Consider the following 14,498-nt stretch of genomic DNA (forward strand, 5'->3'; position numbering starts at 1 on the left):
TTGCGGGCAAAGTGCCGGGGTTCCAACGGGGTATGGTCGCAATGTCGTTGGTTGCTGCCTGGAAGTCGTCGTCAGAGCATGACTGTCGGCAGTCGAGGTTGATTATCACGGTGCAGGTTAAGCAGGGGGTACAAACCCTGCACCAACCCTGATGTGGCCCGGCACTCGTCGGGCCCGGCACTGTGGGGAATCAAAGATGAAGATGCGACGCCTTTTGAGCGCGGGAGCAGCCTTGGTGCTGGCGATGAGTGCGGGTTTGGCAAGCGCTCAGAGCAAGCCGACCCTGAATATTGGTTATGTTGATGGTTGGTCCGATAGCGTGGCGACTACCCATGTAGCGGCCGAAGTTATCAAGCAGAAGCTGGGTTATGACGTGAAACTGATGCCGGTAGCAACCGGGATCATGTGGCAGGGCGTGGCGACGGGCAAGCTGGACGCGATGCTGTCCGCCTGGCTGCCGGTGACTCATGGCGAGTACTGGGCCAAGAATAAAGACAAGGTTGTCGATTATGGTCCGAACTTTAAAGACGCAAGAATTGGCCTGATCGTTCCGGAGTATGTAAAGGCACGGTCCATTGCCGACCTGAAGGGCAGCAGCGAGTTTAAAAACAAGATTGTCGGCATTGATGCCGGCTCAGGTGTGATGCTCAAGACCGATCAGGCAATCAAGGATTACGACCTGAAGGGTTACAAGTTGCAAGCCAGTTCAGGGGCTGCCATGACTTCTGAGTTGGGGCGCGCTTATGCCAAGAATGAACCCATCGCAGTGACCGGCTGGGTGCCACACTGGATGTTTGCCAAGTGGAAGCTGCGCTTTCTCGATGATCCGCAGGGCGTGTATGGCGCTGCAGAAACCGTTAATAGTATCGGCAGCAAGGAACTGGATAAAAAAGCCCCTGAAGTAGCGGCGTTTTTGCAGAAGTTTTCCTGGGATTCAAAAGATGAGATTGGCGAGGTAATGCTGGCTATTCAAGAGGGTGCAAAACCTGAAGCTGCGGCCAAGGAATGGGTCGCTAAACATCCGGAACGCGTTGCTCAGTGGACCGCTAAATAATCGCGAAGTGTCTGGGTCGCAGTACACAAGACCGTTTGGCGTTTACGCCAGGCGGTTTTTGCATTTATGGGCGGTTGTGCTAGCGGTCATCGTCCTTGCAGGCTAGAGAAATCGGGGGCTACAGCAAATTGGGGCTCTACTACTAAAGTCGTCTGGAATTGAATCAGCAGCGCCCTAATAGTGAAAGCGTTCCATTTCATCTGTGCTGCGAGGACAAAAATAATGAACGACAGCATTTACCTCTCGATTCAAAACAGCCCGCGCTTCAAGGAGCTGGTTAAAAAAAGAGAACGATTCGCCTGGATTCTCTCGGCAATCATGCTCGGGTTATATGCCGCCTTTATCCTGTTAATTGCTTATGGGTCGCACATCATGGGGGCCAAGTTGACCCCTGATTCGTCTATTACCTGGGGTATTCCGATTGGTGTGGGGCTGATTGTTTCAGCCTTTATTCTGACGGCAATCTATGTACGCCGGGCCAATGGTGAGTTTGACGCGCTGAACAATGCAATTCTCAAGGAGGCGGGGCAATGATCAGGCGTCTATTGGCAACACTGGGCATCGCTGCCCTTGCACCAGCGGTTTGGGCGGGGGAGGCCCTGACTGGCGAAGTGCAAAAACAACCGCTTAATATTGCCGCGATCATCATGTTCGTTGCATTTGTTGGCGCCACGCTGTGCATTACTTACTGGGCATCGAAGCGTAACAAGTCGGCAGCCGACTATTATGCAGCTGGCGGCAAAATCACAGGGTTTCAGAATGGTCTGGCGATTGCGGGCGACTATATGTCCGCCGCCTCCTTTCTGGGTATTTCCGCGCTGGTCTATACCTCTGGCTACGATGGCCTGATCTATTCGATCGGCTTCCTGGTGGGCTGGCCCATCATCCTGTTCCTGATAGCAGAGCGTCTGCGCAACCTGGGCAAGTACACCTTTGCTGACGTGGCGTCGTACCGTCTTGGGCAAGCCCAGATTCGTTCGTTGTCAGCGTGCGGTTCGCTGGTGGTGGTTGCGTTCTACCTGATCGCGCAAATGGTGGGTGCCGGTAAGCTGATCCAGTTGCTGTTCGGCCTGGATTACCACGTAGCGGTGATCATGGTGGGCATCCTGATGTGCCTGTACGTGTTGTTCGGCGGCATGCTGGCAACCACATGGGTGCAGATCATCAAGGCGGTACTGTTGCTGTCCGGTGCGACGTTCATGGCCGTGATGGTAATGAAGCACGTCAACTTCGACTTCAATGCGCTGTTTGCTGAAGCGGTCAAGATTCACCCTAAAGGTGAGGCGATCATGAGCCCGGGCGGGCTGGTGAAAGATCCAATTTCTGCGTTCTCTCTGGGCCTGGCATTGATGTTTGGTACTGCTGGCCTGCCACATATCCTGATGCGTTTCTTCACCGTGAGTGATGCGAAAGAAGCTCGCAAGAGCGTGTTGTACGCAACCGGCTTTATTGGCTACTTCTACATCCTGACCTTCATTATCGGTTTTGGCGCGATCATCCTGGTGAGCACCAACCCTGCATTCAAAGACGCTGCTGGCGCCTTGCTGGGTGGTAACAACATGGCGGCCGTGCATCTGGCTGATGCGGTAGGTGGCAGTATCTTCCTGGGCTTTATCTCGGCAGTGGCGTTCGCCACCATCCTGGCGGTGGTTGCGGGTCTGACCCTGGCTGGTGCTTCGGCGGTGTCTCACGACCTGTATGCCAGCGTGATCAAGAAGGGCAAGACCAACGACAAGGATGAGATTCGGGTTTCGAAAATCACCACCATTGCATTGGCAGTGTTGGCGATCGGCCTGGGTATCCTGTTTGAAAGCCAGAACATCGCGTTCATGGTGGGCCTGGCGTTCTCCATCGCGGCTAGCTGCAACTTCCCGGTACTGCTGCTTTCCATGTACTGGAAAAACCTGACCACTCGCGGTGCGATGATTGGCGGCTGGATGGGGCTGGTGAGTGCGGTAGGCCTGATGATTCTGGGGCCGACCATTTGGGTGCAGATCCTGCATCATGAAAAAGCGATCTTCCCTTACGAGTACCCAGCACTGTTCTCGATGATCATTGCGTTCGCGGGTATCTGGTTCTTCTCTATTACTGACAAGTCCAAGTCAGCAGAGAAAGAGCGTGCGTTGTTCTTCCCGCAGTTTGTGCGTTCGCAGACCGGTCTTGGGGCGAGCGGGGCGGTGGATCATTAATCAGCGGTAGGCGTTATGTGTAAAGCAATCCCCCTGTCGTGAGGCAGGGGGATTTTTTTGTGTTGAGGTTTGTGTGGGGGCGGGCTTGTTCGCGATGGCATCACTGCGGCCTGTCAGGCGAGCCACGGCGATACCATCGCGAGCAAGCCCGCTCCCACAGCAGTCAGTTCTGCACAGGGTTAAAACGGCGCAAAACAAAAACGGCCTCTATATATAGAGGCCGTTTTGTTTGCAGCTAAGGCTATATCGTGGGATATGCCTTACTTGCGGTCTTCCAGTTTGGTCAGGTCACGCTGCTCGTAGCCGGTGTACAGCTGGCGTGGGCGGCCAATCTTGTACGGGCTGGAGAGCATTTCTTTCCAGTGCGAGATCCAGCCGACTGTACGCGACAGAGCGAAGATCACGGTGAACATGCTGGTTGGAATGCCGATCGCCTTGAGGATGATCCCCGAGTAGAAGTCGACGTTCGGGTACAGCGAGCGCTCGATGAAGTACGGGTCGGTCAGTGCAATCTCTTCCAGACGCATGGCCAACTCAAGTTGTGGATCATTTTTGATCCCCAGCTCTTTAAGTACTTCGTCGCACGTCTTCTTCATGACTGTGGCGCGTGGGTCGCGGTTTTTGTAAACGCGGTGACCGAAGCCCATCAGTTTGAATGGATCGTTCTTGTCCTTGGCCTTGGCGATGAAGGTGTCGATGTTCGAAACATCGCCAATTTCGTCGAGCATGGTCAGCACGGCTTCGTTTGCGCCGCCGTGGGCAGGGCCCCACAGTGCAGCGATGCCAGCGGCAATACAGGCGAACGGGTTAGCACCCGAAGAACCCGCCAGACGCACGGTGGAGGTCGAAGCATTCTGTTCGTGGTCAGCGTGCAGGATAAAGATCTTATCCATTGCCTTGGCCAGTACCGGGCTGATCGGTTTGATCTCGCACGGCGTGTTGAACATCATGTGCAGGAAGTTTTCGGCGTAGGTCAGGTCGTTACGCGGGTACATCATGGGTTGACCCATGGAGTACTTGTAAACCATCGCTGCGAGGGTTGGCATCTTGGCAACCAGACGGATCGCGGAAATTTCGCGATGCTGCGGGTTATTGATGTCCAGGGAGTCGTGGTAGAAGGCCGAAAGGGCGCCGACTACACCGCACATGACCGCCATCGGGTGGGCGTCACGACGGAAGCCGTTGAAGAAAGTCTTCAACTGCTCGTGAACCATGGTGTGGTTCTTCACGGTGCTGACAAATTGAGCCTTCTGCTCTGCAGTCGGCAGTTCGCCGTTCAGCAGCAGATAAGCGGTCTCAAGGTAGTCAGAGTGTTCAGCCAGCTGTTCAATCGGGTAGCCGCGGTGGAGCAGGATACCGTTGTCACCATCAATATAGGTGATCTTCGACTCGCAAGATGCAGTCGACATGAAGCCAGGGTCAAATGTGAATCGGCCCGTAGCCGTTAGGCCGCGCACATCGATTACATCGGGACCCACGGTGCCAGTTAAAATGGGCAGCTCGACGGGGGCTGCGCCCTCGATGATCAACTGCGCTTTTTTGTCAGCCATGTGGCCTCCTATTTATGCTTGAAATCATCAGACAGACCCCCCACGCAGGGCCCGCACCACTATAGTGAGATAAATTTGAATGTCAATTTGCCTAAAGTCTTGCTGTACAAGGCTTTGAGAAGCATTTTTTCGCGAATATCCCAGCCGTTTACGCCTTTTATAGCCTAAGCGCAATGCGCTATTAGGGGGAGGTGTTTGCGTTGTCATTAGTGACCTAACTGTCTATACTCGGCAGCCGACCGCCAGGGGCTTTTGGGCCTGTTTAGATGGGGGTCGTCACTCCCGGGTGGTGGGTACCTGACCAGTGCGCATCCCAACAAACTTGCCCTGATTGTTAGGGGCTCTTCAGTGTGAAAAAAGCCGTGAATAGCCAACGACCTGTAAACCTAGACCTAAGGACCATCAAACTCCCCATCACCGGCGTTACGTCATTTCTGCACCGTGTATCGGGCATTATTCTTTTTCTCGGCCTGGGCATCATGCTTTATGTATTGAGCAAATCCCTGGGTTCCGAAGAAGGTTTTGCCGAGGTGAAGGCATGCTTGACCAGTCCGCTGGCCAAATTCGTTGCGTGGGGCCTGCTCTCTGCCTTGCTGTATCACTTGGTTGCCGGTGTGCGCCACTTGATCATGGACATGGGCATCGGTGAGACGCTTGAAGGCGGCCGACTGGGCTCGAAAATCGTAATCGCCATTTCCGTGGTGATGATCGTTCTGGCGGGAGTTTGGATATGGTAACCAGCGTTACGAACCTATCGCGTTCGGGCCTCTATGACTGGATGGCACAACGTGTGTCTGCGGTCGTTCTAGCGGCTTATTTCATTTTCCTGATCGGATACCTCGTTGCGAACCCTGGCATTGGCTACGCCCAATGGCATGAACTGTTTGCAAGCAACTGGATGCGTATCTTCAGCCTGCTGGCCCTTGTTGCTCTGGGCGCACACGCCTGGGTAGGCATGTGGACCATCGCGACCGACTACCTGACGCCAATGGCGCTGGGCAAGTCCGCGACAGCAGTACGTTTCCTCTTCCAGGCAGTCTGCGGCGTTGCAATGTTCGCTTACTTCGTCTGGGGTGTGCAGATTCTTTGGGGTATCTGATTCATGGCTAACACAGTTAATACACTTTCGTTCGACGCCATCATTATTGGCGGCGGCGGTGCTGGCATGCGCGCTGCTCTGCAGCTGGCACAAGGTGGTCACAAGACTGCCGTAATCACCAAGGTTTTCCCGACTCGTTCGCACACCGTATCGGCTCAGGGTGGCATTACCTGCGCGATCGCGTCTGCAGATCCAAACGATGACTGGCGCTGGCACATGTACGATACCGTCAAGGGTTCCGACTATATCGGTGACCAGGACGCTATCGAATACATGTGTTCCGTAGGCCCGGAAGCCGTATACGAACTTGAACACATGGGCATGCCGTTCTCCCGTACTGAACAGGGTCGCATCTACCAGCGTCCTTTCGGTGGTCAGTCCAAGGACTTCGGTAAAGGCGGTCAGGCTGCCCGTACCTGCGCTGCAGCCGACCGTACCGGTCACGCGCTGTTGCACACCCTGTACCAGGCCAACCTGAAGGCTGGCACTGTATTCCTTAACGAATACTACGGTGTCGATCTGGTGAAGAACGAGGCTGGCGACTTTGTCGGCATGATCGTTATCTGCATCGAAACAGGCGAAACCTCTTACGTTCGCGCTAACGCCACCGTATTGGCGACTGGCGGTGCAGGCCGTATCTACTCGTCCACTACCAACGCTCTGATCAACACCGGTGACGGTATTGGCATGGCGCTGCGTGCTGGCGTGCCGGTACAAGACATCGAAATGTGGCAGTTCCACCCAACCGGTATTGCCGGCGCCGGTGTACTGGTTACAGAAGGTTGCCGTGGTGAAGGTGGATACCTGATCAACAAGCACGGTGAGCGTTTCATGGAGCGTTACGCTCCGAACGCTAAAGACCTTGCTGGTCGTGACGTTGTAGCTCGCTCGATGGTTAAGGAAATCATCGCGGGCAACGGTTGCGGTCCAGATGGCGACCACGTAATGCTGAAACTCGATCACCTGGGTGAAGAAGTTCTGCACAGCCGTCTGCCAGGCATCATGGAACTGTCCAAGACCTTCGCTCACGTCGATCCAGCCGTAGCGCCGATCCCGGTTGTTCCAACTTGCCACTATATGATGGGCGGCGTTGCCACCAACATTCATGGCCAGGCGATCACTCAGGACGCTGATGGCGTTGATACCATCATCCCTGGCCTGTTCGCAGTGGGTGAAGTGGCGTGCGTATCGGTACACGGTGCCAACCGTCTGGGCGGCAACTCGCTGCTTGACCTGGTGGTGTTCGGTCGTGCTGCAGGCCTGTTCCTTGAGCAGACCCTGAAAGAAGGCGTTGATTACGCTCGTCCTCGCCAGTCCGACATCGACGCTGCCCTGGCACGTCTGGACGGCCTGAACTCGCGTACTGACGGCGAAGACGTAGCTACCCTGCGTAAAGAGCTGCAAAGCTGCATGCAGAACTACTTCGGTGTATTCCGTACTGGCGAATACATGCAGAAGGGTATTGCCCAGCTGGCTGATCTGCGCAAGCGCATCGCCAACGTGAAAATCAACGATAAGAGCCAAGCGTTCAACACGGCCCGTATCGAAGCCCTTGAGCTGCAAAACCTGCTCGAAGTGGCTGAAGCAACTGCAATCGCTGCTGAAGTTCGTAAAGAATCGCGCGGTGCTCACGCCCGTGAAGATTTCGAAGATCGTGATGACGTTAACTGGCTGTGCCACACCCTGTACTTCCCGGGTGAAAAGCGCGTTGCCAAGCGAGCCGTAAACTTCTCGCCGAAAACCGTCCCGACCTTTGAACCCATGATTCGGACTTACTAAGGGTGGCCGATATGTTGAAAGTCAGTGTTTATCGCTACAACCCGGACCAGGACGCTGCGCCGTTCATGCAAGAGTTTCAGGTCAATACCAATGGTAAAGACCTGATGGTGCTGGACGTGCTGGCGCTGGTTAAAGAGCAGGACGAGGGTTTCTCCTATCGTCGCTCTTGCCGTGAGGGCGTTTGCGGCTCCGACGGCATGAACATCAACGGCAAAAACGGCCTGGCGTGTGTAACGCCGCTGTCCGCTGTCGTTAAAGGTAACAAGCTGATTGTTCGTCCATTGCCAGGTTTGCCGGTTATCCGTGACCTGGTCGTCGATATGAGCATCTTCTACAAGCAATACGAAAAAGTTAAGCCGTTCCTGCAGAACGACACTCCGGCTCCGGCCATTGAGCGTCTGCAATCGCCAGAAGAGCGTGAAAAGCTCGACGGTCTGTACGAGTGCATCCTGTGCGCTTGCTGCTCGACCTCGTGCCCGTCCTTCTGGTGGAACCCGGACAAGTTCCTGGGCCCTGCTGCACTGCTTCAAGCCTATCGTTTCCTGGCTGACAGCCGTGACACCAAGACCAGCGAGCGTCTGGCTTCACTGGATGACCCGTTCAGCGTATTCCGCTGCCGCGGGATCATGAACTGCGTAAACGTGTGTCCGAAGGGCTTGAACCCGACTAAGGCCATTGGACACGTGCGTAGCATGCTGCTGCAAAGCGGCGTGTGATCCAAAGCTGTAACGCAGGACCGCTGTAACCGTAGATGCTACGGCGCAGGCTTCAACCGGCGCCGTAGTTTTAACCTGAGCAGCAGCTCATAAAGCTGCGGCTCTTATTTTGAAGAAATGAGACCAGCAGGGGCATCCGGGCTGGTACCCGGACTATCAGCGTGATCCTAAGTGGCTTGTTTTAGTCGCTGTATTCGGACTTTCTCAAGCGTGCTCTGGTGTTCTCGTCGATGGTGTCCCCTAACCGAGGGTGACCAAGCATGCAAGAAAGCGTGATGCAGCGCATGTGGAACAGCGGCTATCTTTCAGGTGGTAACGCTGCCTATGTGGAAGAGCTCTACGAGCTCTACCTGCACGACCCTAACGCTGTGCCAGAAGAATGGCGCACCAAATTTCAGACGTTGCCCGCTGACGGCAACTCTGCCAACGATGTTTCGCACTCCACAATCCGCGATCATTTCGTGCTGCTGGCAAAGAACCAGCGCCGCGCCCAACCGGTTTCCGCCGGGAGCGTGAGCAGTGAGCACGAGAAGAAGCAGGTTGAAGTGCTGCGATTGATCCAGGCCTATCGGATGCGCGGCCACCAGGCAGCCCAGCTTGATCCGCTGGGGCTGTGGCAGCGTCCTGCACCTGCAGACCTGTCGATCAATCATTACGGCTTGACCAATGCCGATCTTGATACGACCTTCCGTGCCGGCGACCTGTATATCGGCAAAGAGGAAGCGAGCCTACGCGAAATTCTCGAAGCGTTGCAGCAGACATATTGCCGCACCATCGGCGCAGAGTTCACGCACATCGTCGATTCCGAGCAGCGCCACTGGTTTGAACAGCGCCTCGAAAGCGTACGCGGCCGTCCAGCGTATTCGGCTGAAGTCAAAGGCCATCTGCTTGAGCGCGTCACTGCTGCTGAAGGTCTGGAGAAGTACCTGGGTACCAAATACCCGGGCACCAAGCGTTTCGGCCTGGAAGGCGGCGAAAGCCTGATTCCTTTGCTGGACGAGCTGATCCAGCGTTCGGGCAACTACGGCACCAAGGAAATCGTTATCGGCATGGCCCACCGTGGCCGTCTGAACGTATTGGTGAACACCTTCGGCAAAAACCCGCGCGAGCTGTTCGACGAGTTCGAAGGCAAGAAAAAAATCGAGCTGGGTTCCGGTGACGTTAAATATCACCAGGGCTTCTCCTCCAACGTCATGACCTCCGGTGGCGAAGTTCACCTGGCAATGGCGTTTAACCCGTCCCACCTGGAAATCGTTTCTCCAGTGGTTGAAGGGTCTGTACGTGCTCGCCAGGACCGTCGTAACGACAGCACCGGCGAAAAGGTACTGCCGATTTCCATCCACGGTGACGCTGCATTCGCAGGTCAGGGCGTGGTCATGGAAACCTTCCAGATGTCGCAGACTCGCGGCTTCAAGACTGGCGGTACGGTTCACCTGGTCATCAACAACCAGGTTGGCTTCACCATCAGCAATCCGGAAGACTCGCGTTCTACCGAGTACTGCACTGACGTCGCGAAAATGATTCAGGCCCCGATCCTCCATGTAAATGGTGATGATCCGGAAGCCGTATTGTTCGTGACCCAGCTGGCTATCGACTACCGCATGCAGTTCAAGCGTGACGTCGTGATCGACCTGTTCTGCTACCGCCGTCGCGGTCACAACGAGGCCGATGAGCCAAACGGCACTCAGCCGCTGATGTATCAGCAGATCGCCAAGCAGCGCACTACCCGTGAGCTGTATGCCGAGCGTCTGACGCAAGAGAAAGTGGTAGACGCAGAGCGCGTTCAGGCCAAGATCGACGAATATCGCAACGCGCTGGACAACGGTCTGCATGTTGTGAAAAGTCTGGTCAAAGAGCCTAACAAAGAGCTGTTTGTAGACTGGCGCCCATACCTGGGTCACGCCTGGACTGCTCGTCACGACACGCGTTTTGATCTCAAGACCCTGCAAGAACTGTCGGCCAAGCTGCTGGAAATTCCAGATGGCTTCGTGGTTCAGCGTCAGGTTGCGAAGATCTACGAAGATCGTCAAAAAATGCAAGCCGGCGGCCTGCCGATCAACTGGGGTTATGCCGAAACAATGGCATACGCAACCCTGCAGTTCGAAGGTCACCCGATCCGCATGACGGGTCAGGACATTGGTCGCGGTACGTTCTCGCACCGTCACGCCGTGTTGCACAACCAGAAAGATGCTGGCACCTACATTCCTCTGAAGCACCTGTTCGAGGGTCAGCCACGTTTTGACCTGTACGACTCGTTGCTGTCGGAAGAAGCAGTATTGGCGTTCGAATACGGTTACTCGACCACCACGCCAGAGGCGCTGGTGATCTGGGAAGCCCAGTTCGGCGACTTCGCCAACGGCGCCCAGGTTGTAATCGACCAGTTCATCACCAGCGGTGAGCACAAGTGGGGCCGTCTGTGCGGTCTGACCATGTTGCTGCCACACGGTTATGAAGGTCAGGGCCCGGAGCACTCCTCTGCACGTCTTGAGCGTTACCTGCAATTGTGCGCTGAGCACAACATTCAGGTGTGCGTACCAACAACTCCTGCACAGATCTACCATCTGCTGCGCCGCCAGGTTATCCGTCCGCTGCGCAAGCCGCTGATCGTCCTGACACCGAAGTCGTTGCTGCGTCACAAATTGGCAATCTCGACCCTGGAAGATCTGGCCGAAGGTTCGTTCCAGACCGTTATTCCGGAAATCGATGCGCAAGATCCGGCGAAAGTCGGTCGCATCGTGCTGTGTAGCGGCAAGGTCTACTACGACCTGTTGGAAAAACGCCGTGCCGAAGGTCGTGATGACATCGCCATCGTGCGTCTTGAGCAGCTGTACCCGTTCCCTGAGGACGACTTGATTGAAGTCCTGGCTCCGTACAAAAACGCCAAGCATATTGTTTGGTGTCAGGAAGAGCCGATGAACCAGGGTGCCTGGTACTGCAGCCAACACCACATGCGCCGCATCATTGGCGGTCACGACAAGTCTCTCGTACTTGAGTACGCGGGCCGTGACGCTTCTGCTGCACCTGCTTGTGGTTACGCATCGATGCACGCTGAGCAACAGGCAAAACTGTTGCAAGACGCGTTCACTGTTTAACGCCTTCGCGCACTGAAACCGAATTTAAGGAACCAAAGAACATGGCTATCGAGATCAAAGCCCCAACATTTCCGGAATCGGTTGCCGATGGCACCGTTGCCACCTGGCACAAGCAACCGGGCGACGCTGTAAAACGCGACGACCTGATTGTTGACATCGAAACCGACAAGGTTGTGCTGGAAGTACTGGCTACAGCTGACGGCGTTCTGGGCGCTATCGTCAAGAACGAAGGCGACACCGTTCTGTCCGACGAAGTTCTGGGCTCCATCGTTGAAGGCGGTGTTGCTGCTGCCCCAGCCGCTGCTGCACCGGCCGCACAGGCTGCTGCTCCTGCTGCTGATGGCGAAGACGATCCTGTTGCTGCTCCTGCAGCTCGCAAGATCGCTGAAGAAAACGGCATCAACATCGCTTCCGTTGCCGGTACTGGCAAAGGCGGTCGTGTGACCAAGGAAGACGTAGTTGCTGCTGTTGCTGCCAAAAAGGCCGCTCCTGCTGCTGCGCCGGCCAAGGCCGCTGCTCCTGCCGCTGCTGCTCCGGTATTCGCTGTTGGCGACCGCGTAGAAAAACGCGTTCCGATGACCCGCGTTCGTGCCACTGTGGCCAAGCGTCTGGTTGAAGCTCAGTCGAACATGGCGATGCTGACTACTTTCAACGAAGTGGACATGACTGAAATCATGGCACTGCGTTCGAAGTACAAGGACCAGTTCGAGAAGGCCCACAACGGCGTGCGCCTGGGCTTCATGTCGTTCTTCGTCAAAGCTGCTACCGAGTCGCTGAAACGCTTCCCGGCTGTGAACGCTTCGATCGACGGTTCCGACATCGTTTACCACGGCTTCGCCGACATCGGTGTTGCTGTATCCAGCGACCGTGGTCTGGTGGTTCCGGTTCTGCGTAACGCAGAACTGATGAGCCTGGCTGAAATCGAAGGCGGTATCGCTGCTTACGGCAAGAAAGCCCGTGACGGTAAGCTGTCGATCGACGAAATGACCGGCGGTACCTTCACGATCACCAACGGTGGTACTTTCGGTTCGATGATGTCGACCCCGATCGTTAACCCGCCGCAAGCCGCGATCCTGGGCATGCACAACATCCTTCAGCGTCCAATGGCAATCAACGGTCAGGTAGTTATCCGTCCGATGATGTATTTGGCTCTGTCTTACGATCACCGCTTGATCGACGGCAAAGAAGCTGTAAGTTTCCTGGTAGCAATCAAAAACCTGCTGGAAGACCCAGCTCGTCTGCTGCTGGATATCTAATAGAAGCAGCTGCAAGCTTCAGGTGACAAGCTGCGAGAAAAAGCAGCTTGGCTTGGGCTTGCAGCTTGCAGCTGACAGCTTGTAGCTAATAGAGGATCTATTTTCATGTCTCAGAAATTTGACGTTGTAGTGATTGGTGCGGGCCCTGGCGGCTACGTTGCAGCCATCAAGGCCGCGCAATTGGGCCTTTCGACTGCTTGCATCGAAAAATACACCGACAAGGAAGGCAAACTGGCTCTGGGCGGTACTTGCCTGAACGTTGGTTGCATTCCATCCAAGGCGCTGCTGGACAGCTCCTGGAAGTATCACGAAGCCAAGGATGCATTTGCTATCCACGGCATCACCACCGGTGAAGTGAAGATGGACGTAGCTGCGATGGTTGGCCGTAAAGCCAACATCGTTAAAGGTCTGACTTCCGGCGTTGCTACCCTGTTCAAGGCTAACGGTGTTACTTCCCTGCAAGGCCACGGCAAACTGCTGGCCGGCAAGCGTGTTGAACTGACCAAGCCAGACGGCAGCGTTGAAATCATCGAAGCCGAGAACGTGATTCTGGCATCGGGTTCGCGCCCAATCGACATTCCACCGGCTCCAGTTGATAACAACGTGATCGTTGATTCGACCGGCGCACTGGAATTCCAATCCGTACCTAAGCGTCTGGGCGTTATCGGCGCTGGCGTTATCGGTCTGGAACTGGGTTCGGTATGGTCCCGTCTGGGCGCTCAGGTAACTGTTCTGGAAGCTCTGGACACGTTCCTGATGGCTGCTGACGCTGCCGTTTCGAAAGAAGCCTACAAAACCCTGACCAAACAAGGTCTGGACATCAAGCTGGGCGCTCGCGTAACCGGTTCCAAGGTTAACGGCGAAGAAGTCGTTGTGACCTACACCGACGCCAACGGCGAACAGACCATCACGTTCGACAAGCTGATCGTAGCCGTGGGTCGCCGTCCGGTGACTACCGAACTGCTGGCAGCTGACAGCGGCGTGACCATCGACGAGCGCGGTTTCGTGTTTGTTGACGATCATTGCGCCACCAGCGTACCGGGCGTATTCGCCATCGGTGACGTGGTTCGCGGCATGATGTTGGCTCACAAGGCTTCGGAAGAAGGCATCATGGTTGTTGAGCGCATCAAAGGTCACAAGACCGAGATGAACTACGACCTGATTCCATCGGTTATTTACACTCACCCGGAGATCGCGTGGGTAGGTAAAACCGAACAGGCCTTGAAAGCTGAAGGCGTTGAAGTTAACGTCGGCACCTTCCCGTTCGCAGCCAGTGGCCGTGCCATGGCAGCAAACGACACCGGTGGCTTTGTTAAAGTCATTGCTGATGCCAAAACTGACCGCGTACTGGGCGTCCACGTGATTGGCCCGAGCGCTGCAGAGCTGGTTCAGCAGGGCGCTATCGGTATGGAATTCGGCACTAGTGCCGAGGATCTGGGCATGATGGTTTTCTCCCATCCAACCCTGTCCGAAGCGTTGCACGAAGCAGCGCTGGCTGTGAATGGCGGTGCCATCCACATTGCCAACCGTAAGAAACGTTAATACCAGACAATAAGAAACCACGGCGGTTTGCCCGTCGTGAGCCTTGCTAGCAAGCCTCACCGCGGAACTTCCGCCGGACGCAGTCTTGTCTTGTTTGACCCAGGCCCGACTCCGCTCACGCGTGTGTCGGGTTTGTTGAAGCAGCACAAGCAGCAGTCACAGGTGGTGCGGCACTAATAAAAGTGCAGCGCCGAATGCGCAGTACCTAACGAAGACGGTAA

The 14,498-nt window shown here is 55.6% G+C and carries 11 protein-coding genes; 10 read left to right on the forward strand and 1 reads right to left on the reverse strand.

Going from position 1 to position 14,498, the window contains the following annotated elements; all coding sequences use genetic code 11:
• The first annotated feature begins 196 nt into the window (after positions 1–196).
• From U5A05_RS07930 to U5A05_RS07940, 3 genes are all read left to right on the forward strand, one after another.
• Positions 197–1,054: a glycine betaine ABC transporter substrate-binding protein gene (locus tag U5A05_RS07930; protein WP_261742396.1), complete on the forward strand. Its 858-nt coding sequence runs from the start codon at positions 197–199 to the stop codon at positions 1,052–1,054.
• Between the two features lie 222 nt (positions 1,055–1,276).
• A complete protein-coding gene (locus U5A05_RS07935; protein ID WP_261741564.1) occupies positions 1,277–1,588 on the forward strand; it encodes a DUF485 domain-containing protein in 312 nt (103 codons plus the stop codon).
• Positions 1,585–3,243: a cation acetate symporter gene (locus tag U5A05_RS07940; protein WP_261741565.1), complete on the forward strand. Its 1,659-nt coding sequence runs from the start codon at positions 1,585–1,587 to the stop codon at positions 3,241–3,243. Before U5A05_RS07935 ends, U5A05_RS07940 begins: the two co-directional genes overlap by 4 nt.
• Positions 3,244–3,503: 260 nt before the next feature.
• Here U5A05_RS07940 and gltA read toward each other — a convergent pair whose 3' ends face one another.
• The gene (gene gltA, locus U5A05_RS07945) at positions 3,504–4,793 is read right to left on the reverse strand and encodes a citrate synthase (RefSeq protein WP_261741566.1); all 1,290 of its coding nucleotides are present in this window, start codon (positions 4,791–4,793) and stop codon (positions 3,504–3,506) included.
• Between the two features lie 350 nt (positions 4,794–5,143).
• Between gltA and sdhC the strand changes: the two genes are divergently transcribed.
• The 7 genes from sdhC to lpdA all read left to right on the forward strand — a co-directional run bounded on the left by sdhC (position 5,144) and on the right by lpdA (position 14,277).
• Positions 5,144–5,530 (forward strand): succinate dehydrogenase, cytochrome b556 subunit, encoded by a 387-nt coding sequence (gene sdhC / locus U5A05_RS07950; protein ID WP_321836070.1) that lies wholly within the window; start codon positions 5,144–5,146, stop codon positions 5,528–5,530.
• Positions 5,524–5,892 carry a succinate dehydrogenase, hydrophobic membrane anchor protein gene (sdhD, locus tag U5A05_RS07955; protein ID WP_003446906.1) on the forward strand — a complete coding sequence of 123 codons (369 nt, stop codon included), beginning with the start codon at positions 5,524–5,526 and terminating at the stop codon, positions 5,890–5,892. The genes sdhC and sdhD overlap by 7 nt, the downstream gene beginning before the upstream one ends.
• A gap of 3 nt (positions 5,893–5,895) precedes the next feature.
• Positions 5,896–7,671, forward strand: coding sequence for a succinate dehydrogenase flavoprotein subunit (sdhA, locus tag U5A05_RS07960; RefSeq protein WP_261741568.1), 1,776 nt, complete (start codon positions 5,896–5,898; stop codon positions 7,669–7,671).
• 11 nt (positions 7,672–7,682) lie between these two features.
• Positions 7,683–8,387, forward strand: a complete 705-nt coding sequence (locus tag U5A05_RS07965; protein ID WP_261741569.1) for a succinate dehydrogenase iron-sulfur subunit — start codon at positions 7,683–7,685, stop codon at positions 8,385–8,387.
• A 260-nt stretch (positions 8,388–8,647) separates the two neighbouring features.
• Positions 8,648–11,479, forward strand: coding sequence for a 2-oxoglutarate dehydrogenase E1 component (locus U5A05_RS07970; protein ID WP_261741570.1), 2,832 nt, complete (start codon positions 8,648–8,650; stop codon positions 11,477–11,479).
• 41 nt (positions 11,480–11,520) lie between these two features.
• Positions 11,521–12,735: a 2-oxoglutarate dehydrogenase complex dihydrolipoyllysine-residue succinyltransferase gene (gene odhB / locus U5A05_RS07975; RefSeq protein ID WP_261741571.1), complete on the forward strand. Its 1,215-nt coding sequence runs from the start codon at positions 11,521–11,523 to the stop codon at positions 12,733–12,735.
• Positions 12,736–12,840: 105 nt separating this feature from the next.
• Positions 12,841–14,277 carry a dihydrolipoyl dehydrogenase gene (gene lpdA, locus U5A05_RS07980; protein ID WP_261741572.1) on the forward strand — a complete coding sequence of 479 codons (1,437 nt, stop codon included), beginning with the start codon at positions 12,841–12,843 and terminating at the stop codon, positions 14,275–14,277.
• Positions 14,278–14,498 lie beyond the last annotated feature (221 nt).

This window comes from Pseudomonas kulmbachensis, from assembly GCF_963681935.1.
Taxonomy (GTDB): domain Bacteria; phylum Pseudomonadota; class Gammaproteobacteria; order Pseudomonadales; family Pseudomonadaceae; genus Aquipseudomonas; species Aquipseudomonas kulmbachensis.